Genomic DNA, 25,703 nt, shown 5'->3' with positions numbered 1-25,703 from the left:
GGGCGGGCGGGTTCCGACACCTCTTCTGATCGAAGATTGCTCCTATTCGAGCAAAATCGATCAGAGGGGATCGGCACCCGGTCGGGCCCTGTTCGTAAGTTCTCATACCGCTTTCATGTGGCTGCCGTGAATCACCGGCGGACCGCTGAGCGGTTCGTCTCCGATTCCTGAAGACGGCCAAGCACCTTACCGAAGCGCCTTGCCGGGTTCGTGAGCCGGTAAGGATCCCGGTGCTGCCCGATGTCCTGGTGCCGCCACGCAGCCATGAGATTTCACCGACCCGTTTTCGGTGACCGGTGCGTAAAACGGCATGTCCGGCTTCGGCCTGTCTTCTTCGTCCCCAGAAAACTCTCCCCAAAGGTGTGACTCGGCATGCGCGAAAAAGGCTCCCTCTCCCCGTGCACGGTTTCCGGAGAAACCATCGGGATTACCGCGGCTCAGCAGGGTGTCTGGTATGGACAACTGGTCGATCCGGACAGTCCGAAATACAACATCGGGGAGTGCTTCGAGATTCGGGGCGGCCTCGACGAGCGCTTGTTCGCCGCGGCGCTGGACCGGGCTGCGGCACTGTGCGACAGCCTCAACGTGGAGTTCGTCGTCAGGGACGAGACCGTCCGGCAGCGTGTCGTCCGTCGCTCCCCGGCCGGGACCAGCAGGCTCCACGTCATCGACCTGTCCGACGCCGAGGATCCCGCGGGGGAGGCCGAGCGCTACCTGGCCGACGACATGGCCGCCGTCCACAGCCTCGACGCCCCGCACCACCACTTCGCGTTGCTGCGTCTCGGACCCCAACTGCACTACTGGTACGTGCGCTTCCACCACATAGTCGTCGACGGCCTCGGCGGCGCGGTCTTCGCCCGCACCGTGGCCGACCTCTACGGACGTGCGCTGCGAGGCGAGAACCTTGCCGAGGCCGAGCTGCCCGCCGCCCCCCTGCGCGACCTCGTCGCCGACGAGGAGGCCTACCGAGGCTCGGACCGGTACGAGGCCGACCGTGCCTACTGGACCGGCCGGTTCGCGGACCTGGCCGCCGAACGGCCCATGGATCCGGCCGGTGCCGGGGACGGAGCGGACACGCACGGCGGCCGGGCGCTCATCCGCCGCCGCACCGGTGCTCCGCCACCGGCGGTCCCCGACGGGCCGGACGTCCGGCTGCACACCGGTGAGTCGCTGCCCTTCGAGGTCTACGACAGTCTGCGCCGGATCGCCTCCGCCAACCGCACCACCTGGAGTGCTGTCCTCGTCAGCGCGGTCGCCGCCTACGTCGGCCGGGTCACCGGGACGGGGGACGTCACCGTGGGCCTCGCCTCCAACGGCCGCCACGGCGGACTCCGGCACATCGTCGGCATGACCGCCAACATCCTCCCGCTGCGCCTGACCGTCACGGCCGACCTGACGGTCGGCGCTCTCGTCCGCGCAGTCGCCACCGAGATGCGCGGCGCCCTGAGCCACCGCCGGTTCTCCCGTGAACAGCTCGCCCGTGAGCGGAACATGGCCGACGACGCTGCCCGGCTCTCCGGTGTCGTCGTCAACATCATGGGCTACGACTACGACCTCGACTTCGCAGGAAGCCCCGGCGCCTGCCGTGTGCTGTCCATCGGACCGGTCGACGACCTGTCCCTGTTCGTCTCCGAACGGGCTGAGGGCAAAGGTCCGTTGATCGGGTTCGACGCCAATCCGGAGCTGTACCGTCCCGAGGACGTCCGGCTGCACCAGCAGGCCGTCGTCTCCTTCCTGACGGCTCTGGCCGACGCGGACACCGACACTCTCCTGCGCGACCTGCCGTTCCTCGACGAGACCACCGCCACGGCCCTGCGAGCCCAGGGCCGTGGTACCCCCCTGTCGGCGGAAGGCGCGGCCACCGGCCTGCCGGAGGCGTTCGGCGCACAGGCACGCCGGACACCGGACGCACCGGCGGTGGTGGACGGCACCGTCACGCTCTCGTACTGGGAACTCGCCCGGACGGCCAGGGCTCTGGCCGGCGAGCTGGCGGGCTGGGGCGTCGGTGCCGAAGACGGCGTCGGTGTCCTCGTGGGCCGTTCGGCGGCCGTGGTGTCAGCCACGCTCGGAGCCGTCGGCGCCGGAGCGGCGTACGTGCCGATGGACCCTGCCTGGCCGGCCGAACGGCTCGACCGCGTTGCGGAGGCGGCTCACGTCCGTGCCCTGGTGGTCGACGAGGCCGCCGCGGACCAGCCCTGGGTGCGGGAGACGGCCGCCCGTCTGCCGCTGATCGTCGTCGACGCTCTCGGCGGCGTCTTACGCGGTGCGCCGGCACGGCCGGCTCCACTGCCGTGCCCGGCCCGAGGGGACCGGCTCGCCTACGTGATGTTCACCTCCGGCTCCACCGGCCTGCCCAAGGGCGTCGGCGTCACCCATGCCGATGTTCTCGCGCTGGCGGCCGACAGCACCTGGAAGGACGGCGTGTGCGACGCGGTGCTGCTGCATTCCGCGTACGTCTTCGACGCCTCCACCTTCGAGACCTGGGTGCCGTTGCTGAACGGCGGCTGTGTGGTTGTCGCACCCCGCGGCGCCGTGGACGCGGAGGTGCTGCGCGACATGACGCACCGGCATGGGGTCACCGCGCTCTTCCTGACGACGGCGCTGTTCAATGTGGTGGCCGAGGCCGATCCGACGGCATTCGCCGGGCTGCGCATGGTCGCCGCGGGCGGTGAGGCCGCGAGCCCGGACCTGATGCAGCGGGTGGCGGCCGCGTCGCCCGCGACACTCGTCCTGCATGTGTACGGCCCCACGGAGACCACGACCTTCACCGCCCGCCACCCGGTCGCCGCGGGCACCGAGGGCGTGCCGCCCATCGGCCGGGCCCTCGACGGGATGAGTCTGTACGTGCTGGACGACTCCCTCGGCATGGTGCCGCCGGGCGTCGTGGGGGAGCTGTACGTGAGCGGGCACGGAGTCGCCCGTGGCTACCAGGGAAGTCCCGCGCCGACCGCCACCCGCTTCGTCGCCGACCCGTACGGCGCGGACGGTGGCCGCATGTACCGGACCGGGGACCTCGTGCGCTGGAACGCGAGCGGCGACATCGAGTACGTCGGCCGCGCGGACGGGCAGATCAAACTCCGCGGCTTCCGCATCGAACCCGCCGAGACCGAGAGCGTCCTGCTCGCCGACCCGGATGTGCACGGCGCCTGCGTCGTCGTCCGCGAGGACATACCCGGCGACCGCAGACTCGTGGCCTATGTCGTGCCCGCCCCCGGTGCCCGGCCGGACGGTGTCGCCCTGGCCCGCCGCGTCGGGCACGTCCTGCCCGCGTACATGGTCCCCTCCGCGTTCGTCACCCTGGACGCGCTGCCCCTCAACGTCAACGGCAAGATCGACCGCCCCGCCCTGCCCGCCCCGCGCGCCGTCGCCACCACGGGCCGCGCACCGCGTACCCCCTACGAGGAAGTCCTGGCCGGTCTGTTCGCCGACGTCCTGGGTGTGACCGAGGTCGGAACCGACGACAACTTCTTCTCCCTGGGCGGCCACTCGCTTCTCGCCACCCGCCTCGCGGGCCGCGTACGGACCGCCCTGGGCACCGAACTCGGGCTGAGCACGCTCTTCGACCACCCCACGGTCGCCTCCCTGGCCGCGGCCCTGGACTCCACCGCGGCGGCCCGCCCCGCGCTCGCTCCCCAGCCGCGGCCCGACGCGGTCCCTCTGTCCTTCGCGCAACAGCGCCTCTGGTTCATCAACCGGGCGGAGGACCCGGGTGACACCTACAACGTCCCGCTCGTTCTCGAACTCGACGGTCCTCTGGACACGGACGCGCTGGGCGCTGCTCTCGCCGACGTGGTCGTGCGCCACGACAGCCTGCGCACCGTCTTCGCCGAACACGACGGCATCGCCCGTCAGGAAGTCCTCGACGCGGACGCCGCCGCGACGCTCATCCCTCTCGTCGTCGAGCACCGCCCTGCCGAGGAGACCGCCGACGCCTGGGCCGACGAGATGCTGCGCCGCCTGACCAGCAGGCCGTTCGACCTCACGGCCGGCGTCGCCGTCCGCGCCCATCTGCTCGGTCTGGGCCCCGCCCGTCACGTCCTGGTGCTCGTTCTCCACCATGTCGTCGCCGACGGCTGGTCCCTCGCCCCGCTCAGCCGCGACCTGGGCACCGCCTACCGGGCGAGGAGCGAGCGCACGGGCGCGCCCGACTGGGCCCCGCTGCGCGTGCAGTACGCCGACTACGCCCTCTGGCAGCGCAGGCTGCTCGGCGACGACCGCGACCCGGACAGCCTGGCCGCCTCCCAGCTCTCCTTCTGGAAGGGCGCGTTGCGGGGCGCCCCGGACCTGCTGGACCTGCCTCTCGACCGGCCACGGCCGGCCGTGCCCAGCCATCGGGGGGCCGCTGTGCCCTTCGAGCTGCCCGCCCCCGCGCACGCCGCACTCCTCCGGCTGGCCCGTGCTGCCGGCTGCACCCCCTTCATGGTGCTCCAGGCGGCTCTCGCCGTGACGTTGCAGGCGCACGGCGCGGGCACCGACATCCCGCTGGGGACCGCGGTGGCCGGGCGCACCGAGGAAGCCCTCGACGATCTGGTCGGGTTCTTCGTCAACACGGTCGTGCTGCGCGCCGACCTGTCGGGGGACCCGGCGTTCCGCGAGCTCCTCGACCGGGTCAAGGAATTCGACATCGCAGCCCTCGGCCACAGCGACGTACCTTTCGAGCGGATCGTGGAAGCCCTCAACCCCGAGCGGTCCGGCGACCACCACCCCCTGTTCCAGACCATGCTGGTTCTTCAGAACCAGGAGCAGGCGGCCCTCGATCTGCCGGGCGTCACCGTGCGCGACAGGTCCCGGCACCGCGGCGGCAGCAAGTTCGACCTGACGTTCTCGCTCACCGAGCTCACCGAGCTCACCGAGCTCACCGGGACCGCCGCGAACGCCGAGACCCCGGAGAACCCTGAGCTCTCCGAGATTGCTGACGTCAGTGAAGTCACCGAAACCGCAGAGAGGCCGGCCGGGAGGCTCACCGGGGTTCCCGGGCCCGGCGACCCGGCGGGGAGCGCTGCCGCGGACACCCGGCCCGGCGTCGGAGGCATCGGCGGCTACCTGGAATACGCCACCGACCTCTTCGACGCCGCCACCGCCCGCGCCCTGTGCGCCCGGTTCGCCCGCGTACTCACCCTCGCCGTGACCGAACCCGGCCTGGCCATCAGCGATCTGGACCCACTGACCCCGGGGGAGCGGGACCGTCTCCTGGCCCAGGGGCGCGGCGCGAAGCAGCCGCTGCCCAGCCTGACCGCTCCCGAAGCGGTCCGGGAACAGGCCGTGCGCACCCCCCGTGCCGTCGCCGTGCGCGACGCGCACACACTCCTCACCTACGCCGAGCTCGACGCCCGCGCCGACGCCCTCGCCCACGTCCTGCGGGAGCGCGGCGCCGGCCGCGAGACGAGGGTGGCCATCGCCGCACCGCCGTCCGTGGACACCGTCGTCGCCATGCTGGCCGTGCTGCGCGCAGGCGCCGCCTATCTGCCCGTCGACCCGCAGTATCCGCCCGCACGTATCCGCCACATGCTCGACGACTCCCGTCCCGTCCTGCTGCTTACCACCAGGGACGTCCACGCGGGCCTGCCCCCATCCGGCATTCCGCGGCTCGACATCGACGGGGAGGCACCGGCCACGCGCCCCACCGGGCCCCTCCCGGACCCGCCGGGTCCGGCGGACCCCGCGTACGTCATCTACACCTCGGGCTCCACCGGCCGTCCCAAGGGCGTGGTCGTGCCGCACTCAGCCCTGGCCAACCACATGGCCTGGATGGCGCGGCACCTGGCGGTCACTCCGGACGACCGGGTCCTCGCGCGAACCTCCACCAGCTTCGACGCCTCCGCGTGGGAGCTGTGGCTGCCGCTGATGAACGGCTCCGAGGTCTGCGTGCTGCCGGACGGCACCAACACGGACCCCCGCACCCTGGTCTCCTGGATGAGCCGGTTCGGTGTCACCGTCGCCCAGTTCGTGCCGTCCCATCTGACCCTCGTTCTCACCGAGGCGGCACTCGCCGCTCCGCTGCCCGGTCTGCGCGCCGTGCTGTGCGGCGGCGAGCCACTGCCCTGCACCCTCGCCGACGACGTCGTCCGGCTCTGGCGTGCCGAGGTGCACAACCTCTACGGGCCGACCGAGGCGACCATCGACGCGACCGCCCACCGCGTGGCCGGCCGGGAGAACAGCGGGCGGGAGGACGGCCCGCCGTACGAGACCGTCCCGATCGGCAGCCCCGTCGACACCATGCGCGCCTATGTACTCGACAGCCGGCTGCGTCCCGCACCCCCCGGTGTCACCGGCGAGCTGTATCTGTCGGGCCCCAATCTCGCCCGCGGATACCTGGACCGACCGGGCCTGACCGCCGCGCGGTTCGTCGCCGACCCGTTCGACGGCACGGGCGCCCGGATGTACCGCACGGGGGACCTCGTGCGGTGGAACAGCCAGGGACTTCTCGACTACGTGGCGCGCGCCGACGACCAGGTCAAACTCCGTGGATTCCGGATCGAGCTCGGCGAGGTCGAGGCCGCACTCCTGGCACGCCCCGGTGTCACGGCCGCCTGCGCCGCGATCCGTACGGACACGACCGACGGGCACCGGCTCGTCGCCTACGCCGTCATCGACGACCCGGCCCTGCGCTCCGCCACCCTGCGCGACGCCCTCGCCGAGAGCCTGCCCCACTACGCGGTCCCCGGCGCCGTCGTCATCCTGGACGGCCTACCGCTCCTGCCCAACGGCAAGGTGGACCGGCGGGCCCTGCCGGAGCCCTCGGCGGAATCCGGTCCCGTGGACGGAGCCGGGCCGCGCACCCTCCAGGAGAGCCTTCTCGCCAACATCTTCGCCGACATCCTGGAACGGCCCCTCGTGCACCCGGACGAGAGCTTCTTCGACCTCGGCGGACACTCGCTCCTGGCCATGCGCGTCGTGAGCCGAGTCCGGACCGTACTCGGCGCCGAGATCGCCGTCCGCACCCTCTTCGAGCACCCGACCGTCGCGGGCCTCGCCCGCGCCATCGACCTGCGGGGCCGGGCCGCCCACCCGCCGGTGGTGCCCGTCGCGCAGCGGCCCGACCCGCTGCCGCTCTCCTTCGCCCAGCAACGCCTGTGGTTCCTGAACCGGCTCGAAGGCCCCAGCTCCGCCTACAACATCCCGCTCGTCCTCGAACTCGACGGCGCCCTGGACACCGACGCGCTGCGTGCCGCTCTGCGCGACGTCGTGGAGCGGCACGAGACCCTGCGCACCCTGTTCCCCGAACACGACGGCGTACCACGTCAAATGGTGCTCCCGGCCGACGCGGCGACACCTCACCTGCCTGTCGTGAGCACGGCGCCCGCACGCCTGGAGGCGGCTGTGCTGGCCGCCGTGGGCGAACCGTTCGACGTCCTCACCGATCCGCCGCTGCGAGCTCTGCTGCTGCGCTCCGCGCCCGGCCGCCATGTCCTGGTCCTCGTCCTGCACCACATCGCGGGAGACGGCTGGTCCCTCGCCCCGCTCGCCCGTCACCTCGGCGAGGCCTACGCGGCCCGCCTCACGGGCCGGGAGCCCGAACCCGCAGCCGGCACCCGCCTCCAGTACGCCGACTACACCCTCTGGCAGCATGCGGCCCTGGGCGACGGCACCGCACCGCAGAGCGCCCTGCGCCGGCAGCTGGACCACTGGCACACCGCCCTCGCGGGCCTGCCCGGTCTGATCGATCTGCCACTCGACCGGCCGCGTCCCGCCGTCACCGACCCGAGGGGAGCCGTCCACGCCTTCGACGTACCACCGCCTTTGTACGCACAGCTCCTCCGCCTGGCACGTGAGTCCGGAAGCAGTCTGTTCATGGTGCTCCAGGCGGCGGTGGCGACGCTGCTGCACCGCCACGGCGCGGGCGACGACATCCCGCTGGGCTCGCCCGTCGCCGGCCGCACGGACGAAGCCCTCGACGACCTGGTCGGCTTCTTCGTCAACACACTCGTCCTGCGCACGGACCTGTCCGGCAACCCGACCTTCCTCGAACTGCTCCAGCGTGTAAGGGAGTTCGACCTGGCTGCCTACGCGCACCAGGACGTTCCCTTCGAGCGCCTCGTCGAGAGCGTCAATCCCGTCCGGGCACGCAACCACCACCCGCTGTTCCAGACCATGTTGGTCCTCCAGAACCAGGAGACCGCCCGCCCCGACCTGCCCGGCCTCACAGTCGAGGACCGGCTCGTCCACAACGGGCTGAGCAAGTTCGACCTCACCTTCGCCTTCGACGAGGAGCGGGGCCAGGCAGGCCTCACCGCCGGAATCGAGTACGCCACCGCCCTCTTCGACCGCTCCACCGTCGCCGCGCTCGCGGACCGGCTGATCCGGCTGCTGGAGCAGGTGACCACCGAGCCCGAGCTGCCCGTCGCGAGCTACGGCCTCATGACGCGGAGCGAGCTCGCCCGTGTCACCCGGTGGGGAACCGGTGCCGCCCTGCCCGCCGCCGGTGCCACCCTGCCCGCCCTCTTCGCCGCTCAGGCACACCGCACTCCGGACGCGACGGCCGTCACCGGCGACGGCACGACTCTCACCTACGCCGGACTCGACCGGACCTCCGCGGACCTCGCCCACGCACTGGCGGGCCTCGGCATCGCTCCGGAGTCGGCGATCGGCGTGCTGCTCACCCGGTCACCCTCCGTGGTGTCGGTATCGCTCGGCGCGGTCCGCGCGGCCGGAACCTACGTCCCGTTGGACACCCGCTGGCCCGAGGAACGGCTCGAACAGGTCGCCGGGGTGGCGGCCGTGCGCGTACTCGTCGTCGACGAGGAGGCCTTCGCCTCCCCCTGGGTGACCGCCATGGCCCGGCGGGTACCGGTTGTCGTCGTGGACCGGCTCGGCCGGATCCTGCGGGGCGCGCCGAGCCGGCCGGGCCGTCCCGCTGCCGTGCCGGGCCCCGAAACCCTCGCCTACGTGATGTTCACCTCCGGCTCGACCGGTCTGCCCAAGGGGGTCGGGGTCACACACGCCGATGTGGTCGCGCTGACGGCCGACGCGGCCTGGCAGGGCGGCGCCGCCGACGCGGTACTGATGCACTCGGCCTACGTCTTCGACGCCTCCACGTTCGAGATCTGGGCCCCGCTGCTGCGAGGCGGCAGGGTCGTGGTCGCACCGGAGGGCGTCCTGGAGGCCAGTGCTCTCGGCGCTGCCGTCCGTGAACACGGCGTGACAGCCGTCTTCCTGACGACGGCCCTGTTCAACGTGATCGCCGAGACAGGTCCGGGCGCCTTCGCCGGCCTCCGGCTCGTCTGCGCCGGGGGCGAAACGGCCTCCCCGGACGCGATGCAGCGCGTGGCGGGCGCGGCACCGGGGGTGCGTGTCCTCCATGTGTACGGCCCCACCGAGACCACCACCTTCGCCACCCGCTACGACGTGGCGGCCGACCTGCCGCCGGGGCAGCCGCCCATTGGACGGGCCCTCGACGGCATGCGCTGCTACGTCCTCGACGGTTCCCTGGGCCCGGTACCTCCGGGCGTGGTGGGCGAGCTGTATCTCGCCGGCCGAGGCGTGGCGCGCGGATACACCGGGCTTCCCGGCCTGACGGCCGCACGCTTCGTGGCCGACCCGTTCGACGGGGAGGGCGGGCGCATGTACCGCACCGGAGACCTCGTCCGGTGGACCCGTGACGGGCAGATCGCCTACGTCGCCCGCGCGGACAACCAGGTGAAACTGCGCGGCTTCCGTATCGAACTCGGCGAGATCGAGGGGGTGCTGGCCTGCTGCGATGGGGTCGCGGACTCGTTCGCCGTCGTGCGCGAGGACACCCCCGGTGACCGGCGGCTCGTGGCGTACGTGGTGCCCGCCGCCGGCGCACGTCCCGGATCCGCCGATCTCGCGGAAGCGGTCGGCCGCTCCCTGCCCGCCTATATGGTGCCCGCCGCGTTCGTCCTGACCGACGCGCTGCCGCTCACCCTGAACGGCAAGGTGGACCAGCGCGCTCTGCCGGTGCCCGAGTACCGTGCGCCGGCCCGGGGGCGTGCCGCCCGCACCGCGCACGAGGAGACCCTCTGCGCACTCTTCGCCGATGTGCTCGGCCTCGACACCACGGGCGCGGACGACGACTTCTTCGCTCTGGGCGGCCATTCACTGCTCGCCACCCGGCTTGCCGCGCGCATCCGTACCGCGCTCGCCGTGGAGCTCCCGGTCCGTGCCGTCTTCGAGCACTCCACCCCCGCCGCCCTCGCCGCCGTCCTGCACGGCGCCGAGGAAGCCAGGGCCCCGCTGGAGCGGGCCCCGCGGCGGCCCGACCCGCTGCCGCTGTCCTACGCCCAGCAGCGCCTGTGGTTCCTCAACCGTCTCGAAGGGCCCAGCGCCACGTACAACGTGCCGATGGTGCTCCGCCTGGACGGCCCGCTCGACGCGGAGGCCCTGCGGAGCGCCCTCACGGACGTCGTCGAACGCCACGAGAGCCTGCGCACCGTCTTCCCCGAGACCGACGGAGTGGCCCGTCAGCTGATCCTCGACGCCGGGGGCGCCGACCTCCGCCTGACGCCCCGCGACACCGACCCCGGCCGCCTCGACGAGGTCCTGACCGCCGAGGTGGCGCACACCTTCGACGTCAGTACCGAACTGCCGGTACGGGCCCGGCTGCTGCGCCTCGGCGCCCAGAGCCATGTGCTCGTGCTGCTCGTCCACCACATCGCGGGCGACGGCTGGTCCCTCGCCCCGCTCGCCCGCGACCTCGGCGACGCCTACCGGGCACGCGCCGAGGGCGGGAAACCCTCCTGGACGGAACTCGGCGTCCAGTACGCCGACTACACCCTGTGGCAGCGCGCACTGCTCGGCGACGAGAACGACCCCACCAGCCAGGCGACCCGGCAACTGGACTTCTGGCGCGCCGCACTCGCCGGTGCCCCCGACGCGCTCGCCCTGCCGTACGACCGGCCGCGCCCTGCCGTCAGCGCATACCGCGGCGACGCCTTCGCCTTCCCCGTCGACGCGGACACCCACCGGGCACTCGCGGATCTCGGCCGGGCCCGCGGATGCAGCCTCTTCATGGTGCTTCAGGCGGCCCTGTCCGTGCTCCTGTCCCGGCACGGCGCCGGTGAGGACATTCCGCTCGGCACGGCCGTCGCCGGACGCACCGACGAAGCCCTCGACGACCTGGTCGGCTTCTTCGTCAACACCCTTGTCCTGCGCACCGATCTGTCCGGTGACCCCACCTTCGACGAAGTGCTCGATCGCGTCCGGGAGTTCGACCTTGCCGCCTACGCCCACCAGGACGTGCCGTTCGAGCGGCTGGTGGATGCCCTCGGCCCGGAACGGGCGCGGAACCATCACCCGCTGTTCCAGACCATGCTCGTCCTCCAGAACCAGGCGGACACCACCATCGGCCTCCGCGGTCTCACGGTGACGCCGCAGCCCGTGCACACCGGGATCAGCAAGTTCGACCTGACCTTCACCTTCACCGAGACACACGACGGCGCGGGCCGGCCCGCCGGACTCGGCGGAGTCCTGGAGTTCTCCACCGAACTGTTCACCCACCCCACCGCGCACGCCCTGGCCGCGCGCCTCACCCGGCTGCTCGCCTCGCTCGCCGCCGACCCCGGCCGGCGTGTCCACTCGGCCGAAGTCCTGGACGCGGCGGAGCGGGAGAGCCTGGAGCGGGCCTCGCACGGCCCCCTCCGGCCCCTCGCGGCACGCACAGCGGCCGAGGCATTCCACGCGCAGTCCGCCAGAACCCCCGGGGCGATCGCCGTACGCGACGGCTCGCGCCTGCTCACCTTCAGCGAACTCGACGCACTCTCCGATGACTTGGCGCACCACCTGTACGACCGGGGCATCGGCAGCGGTGACCTCGTCGCCCTCGCTCTGGAAGGCACCGCCGACCAGGCCGTCGCGATGCTGGCGGTGGCCAAGGCGGGAGCCGCCTGTCTGCCGGTCGACCTCGGATACCCCGAGGCCCGGATCACCTACATGATCGACGACGCCCGCCCGGCGCTGCTGCTCACCCACAACGCCGCCCATGCCGAGCGGTACATCCCGTCCGTACCCTGCCTCGCACTCGACGACCGGGCCGCATGGTCCACCGGGCGCCCGGCACCGTCCGAGGCCGCTCCGGACCCGCTCGACGCCGCGTACGTCATCTACACCTCGGGTTCCACCGGCAGCCCCAAAGGTGTCGTCGTCACCCACGCGTCCCTGGTCAACCACATGGCGTGGCTGGCCGGGCACCTCGGTCTCAGCGACGACGACCGGGTTCTGGCACGTACCTCGCCGAGCTTCGACGCCTCGGTCTGGGAGACCTGGCTGCCGCTGTTGCACGGCGGCTCCACCTGCCCCGTGCCGCCCGAGCTCAACCACGACCCGGCCGGGCTCCTGACCCGCATGCGTGAAACCGGCGCGACCCTCGCGCAGTTCGTGCCCTCGCACCTCTCCCTCGTCCTCACCGAGACCCTCACCGAAGAGGCACCCACGACCCTGCGGGCCGTCCTGTGCGGCGGTGAACCCCTGCCCCGGTCCCTGGCCGACCGTGCGGGGCAGGCCTGGGGGGCCGAGGTGCACAACCTGTACGGCCCCACCGAGACGACGATCGACGCCACCGCCCACCTCCACTCCCACCGGGAGACGGACACCTTCGCGGAGGGCGGCGTGCCGCTCGGCCGCCCCGTCGACAACACCCGCGCCTACGTCCTGGACGCCGCGCTCCGGCCGGTGCCGCCGGGGGTCACCGGTGAACTCCACATCGCGGGCGACGGCCTCGCCCGCGGCTACCTGGGACGCCCCGGCCTGACCGCCGCGCGGTTCGTCGCCGACCCGTACGGCCCCGCCGGGAGCCGCATGTACCGCACGGGCGACCTCGTCCGACGGGACGGAGACGGCCTGCTCACCTATGTCTCCCGCGCGGACGACCAGGTCAAGCTGCACGGCTTCCGTATCGAACTCGGCGAGATCGAGGCGGCGCTCACCGCGCTCGACGGCATCACCGCAGCCTGCGCGGCTGTCCGCGAGGACCGGCCGGGCGAACGGCGTCTGGTCGCCTACACCGTTCCCGACAGGCGCGGCGGCGCAGCGCAGCCGGCCGCCGGCGAGCTGCGCACCCGGCTGACATCGGCCCTGCCGCACTACATGGTGCCGGCCGTCTTCGTCACCCTCGACGCGCTGCCGCTCCTGCCCAACGGCAAGACCGACCGCAGGGCCCTGCCCGCCCCGGAGCGCCCTGCCCCCGCCCGTGCGGGCGGGCAGCCGCGCACCGCACGGGAACACGTGCTGTGCGACGTGTTCGCCTCCGTCCTGCGCAGCCGGGCCGTCCGTACGGACGACGACTTCTTCGCGCTCGGCGGCGACAGCATCCTCTCCATCCAGCTCGTCAGCCGCGTCCGCGACGCGGGCCTCGGGATCACCCCTCGCGACGTGTTCGTCCACCGCACCCCCGAGGCCATCGCGGCCATCGCCACCACACTCGGCCAGGACACCGCCGGACCGGCCGAAGACGGCACCGGCGAGATGCCCCCGACGCCCATCGCCGCCTGGCTCCTGGAGCGGACCGGCGGCACGGACGGGTACAACCAGTCCGGGGTGCTGCGCACACCCCAGGGCGCCGACGGCGACACACTCACCGCCGCACTCCAACTGCTCATCGACCGCCACGACACGCTCCGGCTGCGTGTCAGCCGCCCGGCCGGAGGCGACCCCGTCCTCGAAGCCCTGCCACCCGGCGCTGTGGACGCCCGCCGCCACTTCACCCGGGTCGACATCACCGGCCTCGGCACGGAAGCCGCCCGTGCCGCGGTCACCGAGGCGGGCGAACAGGCCCGCAAGCTCCTGCGGCCCGCCCAGGGGGACGTTGTCGAGGCCGTATGGGGCGATGCCGGACCGCACGCCCGCGGGCGTCTGCTGCTCGTCGTGCACCACCTCGCCGTCGACGCGGTCTCCTGGCGCATCCTCGCAGCCGACCTGGCCCGCGTATGGCAGACGGTCGCGGGCACCGAGGACAGGGGCACGCCCTCAGCCCCGGCCACGGCCACCACGCCCTACCGGGCCTGGGCCCACCTCCTCAGTTCCCAGGCGCGGAGCGCCGCCCGGAAGGCCGAACTCCCGCTATGGCAAAGGGTGCTGAGCACACCGGACCCACAGCTTGGCTACCGGCCTCTCGACCCCCACCTGGACACCGCCGACGGGACACGCACCCTGGTCACGCACCTGCCCGCCACCTGGGCGAAGTCCCTGCTCACCACCGCCCCCGGCGCCTTCCACGCCGGAGTGGACGACATTCTGCTCACCGGTCTCGCCCTCGCCGTCCGCTCCTGGCGGGTGGAGCGGGCCACCCGCTTCGGCGGGCCCCGGCCGGACAGCTCCGCCCTCCTCCTCGACCTGGAGGGCCACGGCCGGGAGCAGATCGCCGAACATCTCGACCTCTCCCGTACCGTCGGCTGGTTCACCAGTCTCTACCCGGTCCGCCTCGATCCCGGGCCCGTCGACGCCCGCAACCCCGGGCGCTTCGACTCCGCTCTGGTCGAACGCGCCGTCAAGCGCGTCAAGGAACAGCTTCGGTCCGTGCCCGACCACGGGGTCGGCTACGGAATGCTGCGCCATCTCAACCAGGAGACACGCCCCCTGCTGGCCGCCGCCGCTCCACCCCAGATCGGTTTCAACTACCTGGGCAGGTACGCCGCTGCGCAGGAACCGGCCGGCGCCACCGGAGGCGCCGACTGGGACGTTCTGCTCGATGGCGGCGGTCCGCGCAGCCAGGACCCGGACATGCCCGTGCACCACGTCATCGACATCAACGCGCACACCGAGGACCTGCCCGAAGGCCCGCGCCTGGTGACCCGCTGGACCTGGCCCGGCGACCTCCTCAAGGAGGAGGACGTGGGCTCCCTGTCCGAGGCGTTCGGAGCCGCGCTGCGGGCCATCACCGAACACGCACAACGACCCGACGCGGGCGGCTACACGCCGTCCGACCTTCCCCTGGTCTCGCTCAACCAGGCCCAGATCGACCGACTGCAGAACAAGTGGGGTGGCCGCAAGTGAACGGATTCCGACTCGAGGACGTACTGCCGCTGACGCCGCTCCAGGCCGGCATGCACTTCCACGCCCTGTACGACTCCGATGCCGTCGACGTCTACACCGCGCAGTTCGTCTTCGGCCTCGAAGGCGCCGTGAGCGTTCCCGCACTGCGCGCCGCCATCGCCGGCCTGCTGCGCCGGCACGCCAACCTGCGGGCCGGATTCCTCCACGAGGATCTGGACGAGACCGTACAGGCCGTCGCCGCCGAGGTTCCCGTACCGCTGGAGGAACTGGACCTGTCCAGCGCACAGGACACCGGCACGACGGAGGAACGCCTCACCGCCTTCCTCGCCGCCGACCGCACCCGGCGCTTCGACCTCACCACGCCGCCACTGATGCGGTTCACCCTGCTGCGCACAGCTCCCGGGCGCCACCGCCTCGTCATGACGAGCCATCACATCCTGTTCGACGGCTGGTCGATGCCTCTCCTCGTACGGGAACTGTTCGCGCTGTACGCGTCGCAGGGCGACGACAGCGCCCTGCCGCGCGTCACCCCCTACCGCACCTACCTCCACTGGCTGGCGCAGCAGGACCGCACCGCCGCCCTGGAGGCCTGGTCGGCCGCCCTCGACGGCATCGAGGCCCCCACCCTGCTCGCCGGGCCCGGCGGCGCGGGTGCGCCCGCCTCCGCCGAACTGCCCGAGACGCTCGTCCTCGACCTCGACGCCGCCACGACTCACCGGCTCCGCGAGACGGCCCGCGCCCACCGGCTCACCCTCAACACCCTGGTCCAGGGCGCCTGGGGCCTGGTGCTCGGACACCTCACCGGGCGCCCCGACATCGTGTTCGGCGCCACCGTGTCCGGCCGCCCGCCGGAGATCCCCGGCATCGAGTCGATGGTCGGCCTGTTCATCAACACCGTGCCGGTACGGCTGCGCACCAGCCCCGGCGAATCCCTGGCGGCACTCCTGACCCGGCTTCAGGAGGAACAGGGCCGCCTCCTCGGCAGCCAGTACCTGGGCCTGACCGAGATACAGGGCGTCACCGGCCTGGACGAACTCTTCGACACCCTGACCGTGTTCGAGAACTACCCGATGGACGACGAGGCCCTGCGCACGGCGCGACAGGGACTGCCCGGCCTGACCGTCACAGAATTCAGCGGCACGGACGCGGCCCACTACCCCCTCACCCTCACCATCGCGCCGGGTGACACTCTGCGGATCACCTTCGGATACCGGGCTGCCGTCCTCGACCGCGACGAGGTGGCCCGCACCGTCACCAGGATGCGGCGCCTGCTGACGGTGATGGCGCAGGGCCTCGACCACCGGGCCGACACCGTCCCCCTCCTGCCGGACGGAGAACGCGAAACCCTGATCGCGCAGGCGGCCGGAGCCGCTCTGCGCCGCGCACCAGGGGAGCGGACCATCCCGGACGCCGTGGCCGAGCAGGCCGCCCGGCACCCGGACAACGTGGCCGTGTCCGGCGCGGGCGAGCAACTGACCTACCGGCAGCTCCATGATCTCTCGAACGGGCTGGCCGGTGCCCTGACCGGGCTCGGCACCGGCCCCGAGGACGGCGTCGGCATCCTCGTGGCCCGCTCGACCGCCACGGTCACCTCGTCGCTGGGCGTCCTGCGCGCAGGCGCCGTCTATGTGCCGCTCGACCCGCGCTGGCCCGTCGAACGGCTCAACCGTGTGGCCGTGGTGGCCGCCCTGCGCCTTCTGATCGTCGACGCGAGCACCCGAGCACACCCCTGGGTACGTCAACTGGACCCGGCCATCACCGTGCTCACCGTCGACACCGCAGGCCGTGTCCGGCACGGAGGCCCGGACACTCCCGGAGCTCTCCCGGCCGTCACCGGCGGCTCCCGTCTCGCGTACACGATGTTCACCTCCGGCTCCACCGGGCTGCCCAAGGGCGTGGGCGTCACCCACGCCGACGTGACAGCCCTCGCGGCCGACCGGAACTGGGACGACGGCGCGGCGGACGCCGTCCTGATGCACTCGGCGTACGTCTTCGACGCCTCCACCTTCGAGATCTGGGCCCCCCTCCTCAACGGCGGCCGCGTCGTCGTGGCGCCCGAGGGCACGCTCCAGCCCGCCGTACTCCGGGACCTCGCCGCCCGGCACGGCCTCACAGCGGCGTTCCTGACGACCGCCCTGTTCAACGTACTGGCCGAAACCGACACGGACGCCCTCGGCCTGCTGCGTCTGGTCGCCACCGGAGGCGAGGCCGCCGCGCCCGGCGTCCTGCAGCGCGTCGCCTCCGCCCATCCGGACACCGTCCTCCTCCACGTCTACGGACCCACCGAGACCACCACCTTCGCCACCGCCCACCGGGTGCGCCCCGACGACGTTCCCGGCCGCGCGGCCCCGATCGGCCGGCCGCTGGACGGCATGCGCGCCCATGTCCTGGACGCGTCGATGCGGCCGGTGCCGCCGGGGGCCGAGGGAGAGCTGTACGTCGCGGGCGCCGGGGTCGCCCGCGGCTACCTGGGGCGGCCCGGCCTCACCGCCTCCCGGTTCGTCGCTGACCCGTTCGCCGGGACCGGCGCCCGCATGTACCGCACCGGCGACCTGGTGCGCCGGGACGCCGACGGCTCCCTGCGCTACGTCGCCCGTGCGGACCAGCAGATCAAACTGCGCGGCCACCGCATCGAACCCGCCGAGATCGAGACGGTGCTCCGTGCCGATCCGTCCGTCAGCACCGCCTGTGTCCTGGTCCGCGAGGATCTGCCCGGAGACCGGACCCTCACCGCCTACGTCGTCCCCGCACCCGGACACACCCCGGAAGCCGGGCCGCTCGCCGCGCATGTCGCACTCCATCTGCCCGCCTACATGGTCCCGGCCGTCATCCAGCCGGTCGACGCGCTGCCCCTGACCCCCAACGGCAAGCTCGACCGGGCCGCCCTGCCCGCACCCACCACCCCGCCCAGCACGGCAGGACGGACCCCGCGCAGCGCCCTTGAGGAGATCCTCGCCGGCCTGTTCGCCGATGTGCTCGGCGTGCCACGCGTCGGCGTCGACGACAGCTTCTTCGCCCTGGGCGGCCATTCCCTGCTCGCCACCCGGCTGGTGGGCCGCGTGCGCACCGCCCTGGACACCGAGACCGAGATCCGCACCCTCTTCGAGAACCCCACGGTCGCGGCGCTCGCCTCCGCCCTGGAGAGCGGGAGCCGCCCCGCCCGCCCCGCCCTCGTCCCGCAGCGGCGCCCCGCCACCCTTCCGTTGTCGTACGCCCAGCAGCGCCTGTGGTTTCTCCACCGGCTCGAAGGCCCCTCCGCCACGTACAACATTCCCTTCGCCGTACGCATCGACGGCCCGCTCGACACAGATGCCCTGCACCGGGCCCTGGGCGATGTGGTCCGCCGGCACGCGACCCTGCGCACCGTCTTTCCCGAGCACGACCACGGGCCGCACCAGCGCATCACCGACCCGGACGACGCGTGCCTCCCGTTCGCGCGGGAGGCCGTCGACGAGGACAAGGCCGCCGACCGGATCAGAGCAGCCATGGCCGAGCCGATCGACATCGAGCACAGTCTCCCGCTCAGGGCGACCCTGCTGCGGCTGGCCGACGACGCCCACGTCCTGGTGCTCGTGATCCACCACATCGCCGCCGACGGATCGTCCCTGGCTCCCCTCGCACGTGACCTGCGCGCCGCCTACCGGGCCAGGGTCCGCGCGGCGGACCCCATGCTGACCGCACCGCCGGTCGACTACGCCGACCACACGCTCTGGCAGCGCGGGCTGCTCGGTGACGAGCACGACCCCGAAAGCGTCATCTCGCGTCAACTAACCTACTGGGAAGAGGCGTTGCGCGGACTACCGGAACTCGTCGAACTGCCGTGGGACCGGTCGCGCCCGGCCGTACCCCGGCACACGGGAGCCACGCACGCCTTCGCCGTCGACCGCGCCACCTCACGACAGCTCGCGCACCTCGCCCGTGCCGGCGGATGCAGCCTCTTCATGGTGCTCCAGGCCGCCCTGTCGACCGTGCTCTCCCGGCACGGCGCCGGAGACGACATCCCGCTCGGCACGGCCGTCGCCGGGCGCACCGACGAGGCGGCCGCGGACCTCGTGGGCTTCTTCGTGAACACGCTCGTGCTGCGCACGGACCTGACGGGCGACCCCACGTTCCGCGAACTCCTCTCCCGCGTGAAGGAGTCCGACCTGTCCGCCTACGCGCACCAGGACGTTCCCTTCGAGCGCCTGGTGGAACTGCTCAACCCCGCACGCTCCCAGAGCCACCACCCGCTCTTCCAGACCATGCTCGTTCTCCAGAACCACACCGCCGCCGCGCCCCTCGACCTGCCCGGCCTCACGGTCAGCGAGGTGCCGGCCGACGCCCGTGTCAGTAAGTTCGACCTGTCGTTCACCTTCACCGAGACACACGACGACGACGGCACCCTCAGCGGAATGCGGGCCACCGTCGACTACGCGACGGAACTCTTCGACGCGGCAACCGTCCACGCCCTCGCCGACCGGCTCGTTCGGCTTCTCGGGGCCGTCGGAGCGGACCCGGACCGTCCGCTGCACACTTACGACGTGCTCACTGCCGCCGAGCGCGACCGCCTCGCAGCCTGGGGGACCGGCCCCGTCGAGGAGCTGCCCGGGCAGACGTTCCCCGAACTCTTCGGGCAGTGGGTACGGCGCACCCCCCGGGCCCCCGCGGTCCGCGACGGCGACACCACCCTCACCTACGGCGAACTCGACGCCCGCGCGAGCGCCCTCGCCGGTCACCTCACTGCTCGGGGCATCGGCCCCGAGGACCGGGTGGCCGTCGCCCTGCCCCGCACGCACCAGCTCGTCGTGGCCCTGCTCGCCGTCCTGCGGGCAGGGGCGGCCTATGTGCCCCTGGACCCCGACTACCCGGCCCAGCGCCTCTCCTACATGCTCGAAGACGCCCAGCCGCGACTGCTGCTCACCACCCCCGCCGTCCACGGCCGCCTCCCCGAGTCCCCCGTACCGCACCTCTACACCGACGCACCGCGTCCGCACGCCGGCGAAACCGCGAACAGCGCTCCGGCGGGCGCACACTCCGCCGCCCGCACCACGCCCGCTCCGCCCCCGGACCCCGCACACCCGGCGTACGTCATCTACACGTCGGGTTCCACCGGCCGCCCGAAGGGTGTCGTGGTCACCCACCGGGGCGTCGGCGCCATGGCCAGGACCCAGAGCGAGCGGCTTCGCGTCACCCCGGACAGCCGCGTGCTGCACATGGCGTCCGTCAGCTTCGACGCCGCGTTCTGGGAGCTGTGCATGGGGCTGCTCTCCGGGGCCTGCCTGGAGATCGGCGAACGCGACGCGCTGCTCCCCGGCCCCACCCTCGCCGCCCTGGTCCGCGAGCGGGGCATCACCCACCTCACCCTGCCGCCCGCCGCACTCGCGGTGATGCCGCCCGGCTCGATTCCCGCCGGAACCACGCTGGTTCTCGCGGGCGAGGCCTGTCCGCCGGCCCTGGCACGTGCCTGGGCGCGCGACCGGTTCCTCGTGAACGCGTACGGCCCGACGGAGACCACTGTCTGCGCCACCATGAGTGCCTTCCAGCACGCGGACGGCCCGCTCGCCCCCGACCGCACGGTGTCCGTCGGCACCCCCGTCGACGGCACCCGCGTGCATGTCCTGGACGACCGTCTGGAACCCGTGCCGCCCGGCGTGGCCGGTGAGCTGTACGTGTCCGGGGAAGGGGTGGCCCGGGGCTACCACGGACGGCCCGCTCTGACCGCCTCCCGTTTCCTGGCCGATCCGTTCGACCGCACGGGGGGCCGCATGTACCGCACCGGCGACCTGGTGCGCTGGACGACGGACGGGGAACTCGTCTACGTGTCCCGAGTCGACGACCAGGTCAAACTCCGTGGGTTCCGCATCGAACTCGGTGAGATCGAAGCTGCGCTCACCGCGCTGCCAGGGGTGGCCGCCGCCTGCGCCGCCGTCCGGGAGGACCGCCCCGGCGACCGGCGCCTGGTCGTGTACACCGTGCCCGCGGACGGTGCGCCGGGGCCGGACGAGGCCGAGGTGCGCGCACACCTGGCCGCGACCCTGCCCGACCACATGGTCCCCGCCGCCCATGTCGCTCTCGGGGCCCTGCCCGTCACCCCCAACGGCAAGACGGACCGGCGCGCTCTGCCCGCGCCCCACCACACGGCACCGGGAGGCCGCGCGCCGGGCACCGCGCGGGAACGTGCCCTGTGCGAGGTCTTCGCGGAAACGCTCGGTGTGCCCGAGGTGGGAGTCACGGACGACTTCTTCACCCTGGGCGGACACTCGCTGCTGGCCGTGACGCTGGCCCGGCGGATCGGGGAACGGTTCGGCCGGCGCCCCTCCCTGCGTGCCTTGTTCGCGGCACCCACCGTCGAGGGCGTCGACCGCTTGCTGGCAGGCGAAACAGGGGAGGGGCACCAGGAGGAGACCACCCCGGACCTCGCCGCCGAGGTCCGGCTGGCACCGGACATCTCCAGGACGGGGCGTGCGGCCGAGGCCGCGGCACGCAGACCCCTGCGGCCTTCCGCCCGCCCTCTTCTGACCGGTGCCTCCGGCTTCCTCGGTGCCTTCCTCCTGCGTGACCTCATCGAGACGACCGGCGGCCCCGTCGACTGCCTCGTACGGGCGGAGGACGACCGCCGCGCGGCACACCGGCTGCGGACCAATCTGGAGCGCTACGGCCTGTGGCGCCCCCGGTACGCGGACCTTATCCACCCCGTCCCGGGCGATCTCGCCGCCCCGGGCCTCGGGCTCTCCCCCTCGGACCGCACTGCCCTGGTCCGCCGCCTGGGCCCGGTCCTGCACAACGGTGCGCAGGTGAACTTCGCAGCCCCGTACGGTGATCTGCGTGCTTCCAACGTGTCCGGCACCGAGGAACTGCTGCGTCTGCTCGCCGATTCGGCCTCACCCGGGATGCACTACATCTCGACCACCGGCGTGTACGCCCCGTCCCCTGGCCCCCGCACCGTCACGATCACGGAGTCGACCCCGACGGGTCCCTTCTCCGCCCTGCCGGACGGGTACGCACAAAGCAAGTGGGTCGCCGAAGGCATCGTCGGCCTGGCCCGTGAACGCGGACTGCCGGTGACCATCCACCGGCCCGGCCGTATCAGCGGCCACACGGCCACCGGCGCCTGTCAGGACCGTGACCTCCTCTGGCAGCTCATCAAGGGCTGCCTCCAGGCGGGCGCGGTCCCGGACCTTCCGTACGGGTCGACCGACTGGGTCCCGGTCGACTACGTCAGTGCCGCCGTCGTGGCCCTCTCCGTATCCGGCCCCACCGACGACCGGACCTACCACCTCACCAACCCGGACGCGCCGGGCCTGGACCGGGTCTTCGAAGCGGCCGCCCGCCTCGGACACGAGCTGACCACCGTTCCCGCGGCTCAGTGGCGGGCCCGTGTGGCTGCACAGCCCGACAACGCGGCGCAGCTGTTCCTCGGCGACGAGAGACAGACCCGGCACGAGGCGACGGACCGGCGTCGCTTCGACTCCCGGCGGACGGCCGCCGCCGCAGCGGCTCTGGGCGTCGGCCGGCCACGGTTGACCGACGAGATCCTGATCCGCTATCTGACGTACTTCCAGGATTCAGGATTCCTGCCTGCTCCGGCGGTGCCGGCCACGCTGTCCTGACCTGCGGAACTCCGTCTCATCGGTTCCCGGCTCCGCCGCGAAGGCGCCCCGCAGTACGCGACTGCGGGGCGCCTTCGCCGCGTCGGGACGCGGGGTGAGGAATCGCGGGACCGAGCACGGGAATCGGGGATCCACCCAAAGGAGCTGACTGTTCCTTCGGTGCCGGCCCTCCCGCGGGTCTCACGCATCGAGTACGGCGGCGACGGCCTCGATCTCGACGAGCTGATCCTGATAACCCAGCACCGTGACACCCATCAACGTGCTGGGCACATCATGGTCGGCGAAGGAGTCCCGGACCACCTGCCAGGCGGCCACCAGATCCTCCCGACGGGCCGATGCTACGAGCACCCTCGTACTGATGACGTCTTGGAGGGACGCGCCGGCGGCAGTGAGAGCAGCCCGCATGTTCTCGATGGCTTTCAGGGCCTGACCTGCGTAGTCGCCGATCGCTGCCGTCGAGCCGTCGTCATTCAGTGGACACGCCCCGGCCAGGAAGATGAGGCGGGAATCGGCGGGCGCCGTGGCTGCGTAAGCGTACTCGGCGACGTCGGACAGTGAAGCGGAGCGGATCAGAGTGATGGCACGAGCCACGATTGTGGGGTCCTTTCCCGTCGAGCAGTGAGCCCGGACATTCTGCCCACCGGGCGTGGGTCCCGTCTTCCCCATTTATCGCCGCCCGACGGCATGCCACCATTTCTGGCCGCCTCTGGCTTCCGGGTGAAGGATGGGGGACGCTCGTGGTGCGCAGAGGACGTGGCCGCGCCGCATCCACCGCCGGCAGTTGCGGCTTCCACCCCGGCATCCGGCCTTTCGCACCACACCCGCCCTGCCGTCGCGTTGACCCGTTGAGGAGGGGGCAGCGGCCCCAGCACAACGGAGCACGGGCCGCTGCGCTGGTGGCAGCGGCCCGTGCTCCGTGAAGAGGGTCCGGTCGGCAGAGGGTCAGACCCGGTCGGCGGCGATGAGAAGGTACTGGAAGGAGCCGTCCCTGTACGAGTTGATGAACGCGTCCTCGATGCCCGTCACCAGTGACGACGTAGCCCGCAGCTCCCAGTAGGGCAGTGTGTCGGGAGTAAGGTCGATGACGGCCGTGGGCACGAGACGGTTGTTGGCCATGGCCCGCAGATACTCCCGGCGCGAGTGGATGTTGCACTCGAAGTGCGCGTTGATCTGCGAGACCCACTTCGAGGGCTGGCCGTACCGCGGATTCCAGCAGCCGGTGACGGTCACGTAGCGACCGCCGACCGACAGGACACGAGAGTGTTCGGCGAAGAGGTCGTCCAAGTCGACGTACATGCTCGACTCGTTGTTCCACGAGCCCGCGGTCGAACCGGTCTCGAAGGGCGTGGCGAGCATGTTGCAGACACGGGCGCGGACATGGTCCTGGATGCGCAGATCCCGGGCGCGGTTGTTGGCGAATTCCGCCTGCTTGGCCGACAGCGTGACACCTTCGACCTTGCAGCCGAAGCGCCGGTGTGCCATCACCATCGAACCGCCGCGGCCGCAGCCCGCGTCCATCAGGGTGTCGTCCGGCCCGATGTCACCGAGGTGCCCCAGCAGGAGCTCGGCCTGGGCCGACTCCAGCCGGTGGAGCTCGGCGATGAGTCTCTTCTCGCCGGCGCTGTCCTGGGTGTCGCCGAGCGCCTCGTGTTCGACTTCACCGACGCCGTAGTGGTGGTGATAGAGACCGTCGACATCGCCGAGGCGCAGGTTCACGGGCCTGGCCTCCCCGTCCCAGTAACGGGCGATGTCTCCTTGGTAGGCCGTCGCCGGGCTGGGAAGGCGTACGGCGGTGGTGATGAGTTCGGTGGTGGTGGTCACAGATGAATCCATTCTCTTACCAGAATTCGGGCAGGCTGTAGCGATAGGTGTTGGACCGGTGCCAGTGGTGGTTGCCGTCGACCCAGGCGGCCACGCCCCGGAGGAAGCGCTGCACGCTGGGCACGGGGCAGGCGACGGCAAGCGCCGCGGCTTCGGTCTCGAAGTCGTGCATGAGGTCGTTGTGCACCTCGACGGACTTCAGATAGGCGTCCCGGTCGGACAGACCCTCACGTTCGGCGATGACGACGGGAAGGTTCAGGTGCCGGCCGGGGCTGTCGAGTTCCTTGGTGTACGAGTACAGGTCGTTCACGATCGTTGTCGCGTTTCCCGCGAGAGCGATGACCCTCTGCATGCCCGTCCGGGCGTGCAGGTCCGCGGGCAGCTCGTAGCCGCCGACGGTGTCGGTGATGGTCGGGCACGGGCGGAAGTTGTTGAACTGGCGCATCGCCAGGTACTCCCACACCTCCGGGACATGGTCCCGCTCGGCCCAGGACGCTTCGGCGAGGTACCCCAGGTGCAGCCGCGCCATGTCGTGCCGCAGCCGGTCGGCCTGGGAGGCGCCGGCCGCCCGGACGAAGTACTCCATGGCCGAGTGGTACGCGCGCCGAGGCGCGTCCGCATGCAGCGACTTCGACCACTGCGGCTGGTACTCCCGCGTCGTGTACAGGGGGTCGAGGGCGGTGTGCGCCAGCAGCAGGCGTTCACCGAGGCCGACCGGCGAGCCGCCGTGGTCCTCGCAGTAGTAGTCGTCCACCGCGTTCTCCGCCACCATCAGCCGTGTGGCGAGCATGAGATGGTCGATGGTGGGTGCGTCCGGATGGCAGCCGACCATGTACCGCCCCACGGAGAAGCCGTCGAACTGGTCCTCCCACTCCTTGGGATACAGGGCGACCTCGTCCAAGGCCCAGGCCTTGATCCTTTTGCTGAGCTCCTCGACCCGCACCGGGTCGGGTTCGGGAACCAGGTGGTAGTACAGGCCCGGAACCGGCCGGCTTTCCGCTGTATCCACGGACGTGTGCGAAGGTTCCGGCGACTCCTTCCATCGGAAGGGACGGATGCCGGCCGTCCCCAGACCGCTGGGGCCGCGCAGGATCCGTTCCAGGCCGGCGCTGGTCGCGGCCGCACCGGTCGGCAGGGCGCCGGGAGGAACCGGCGCCGGCCGGGAGACCGTGGGAGGCGCGGGCGGACGAGACACACCGGGTGGGCCGCCGGTGGCAGCCCTGATGTCCCGGGCCCGCTGTGCGGCGTCGGACAGGACGTGCGCCGCGAAGCGGGAAGCGGCCTCGGGCAGGTTCGATCGCGGAGGTATCAGCTCAGATGCGGGCATCCATGGCTCCTCGTCGGGTG

5 protein-coding genes are annotated in these 25,703 nt (G+C 72.2%); 2 read left to right on the top strand and 3 right to left on the bottom strand.

Annotated elements, in window-relative coordinates; all coding sequences use genetic code 11:
- Positions 1-372: 372 nt before the first annotated feature.
- On the top strand, positions 373-14,946 hold the full coding sequence (locus tag ACZ4LX_RS05970) for an amino acid adenylation domain-containing protein (RefSeq protein ID WP_467639206.1): 14,574 nt from the start codon (positions 373-375) through the stop codon (positions 14,944-14,946).
- Positions 14,943-22,535, top strand: a complete 7,593-nt coding sequence (locus ACZ4LX_RS05965) for a non-ribosomal peptide synthetase (RefSeq protein ID WP_467639209.1) — start codon at positions 14,943-14,945, stop codon at positions 22,533-22,535. The genes ACZ4LX_RS05970 and ACZ4LX_RS05965 overlap by 4 nt, the downstream gene beginning before the upstream one ends.
- A 180-nt stretch (positions 22,536-22,715) precedes the next feature.
- Here the strand turns inward: ACZ4LX_RS05965 and ACZ4LX_RS05960 are convergent, their stop codons facing one another.
- The 3 genes from ACZ4LX_RS05960 to ACZ4LX_RS05950 form a co-directional block, all read right to left on the bottom strand.
- The gene (locus ACZ4LX_RS05960; RefSeq protein WP_467639212.1) at positions 22,716-23,126 is read right to left on the bottom strand and encodes a RidA family protein; all 411 of its coding nucleotides are present in this window, start codon (positions 23,124-23,126) and stop codon (positions 22,716-22,718) included.
- Positions 23,127-23,477: 351 nt separating this feature from the next.
- Positions 23,478-24,368, bottom strand: coding sequence for a geranyl diphosphate 2-C-methyltransferase (locus ACZ4LX_RS05955; RefSeq protein ID WP_467639215.1), 891 nt, complete (start codon positions 24,366-24,368; stop codon positions 23,478-23,480).
- A 4-nt stretch (positions 24,369-24,372) separates the two neighbouring features.
- Positions 24,373-25,683 (bottom strand): family 2 encapsulin nanocompartment cargo protein terpene cyclase, encoded by a 1,311-nt coding sequence (locus ACZ4LX_RS05950; protein ID WP_467639218.1) that lies wholly within the window; start codon positions 25,681-25,683, stop codon positions 24,373-24,375.
- Positions 25,684-25,703 lie beyond the last annotated feature (20 nt).

This window comes from Streptomyces sp. NPDC026062 (assembly GCF_055568375.1).
This window is presented reverse-complemented; position numbering and strand designations above follow the sequence as displayed.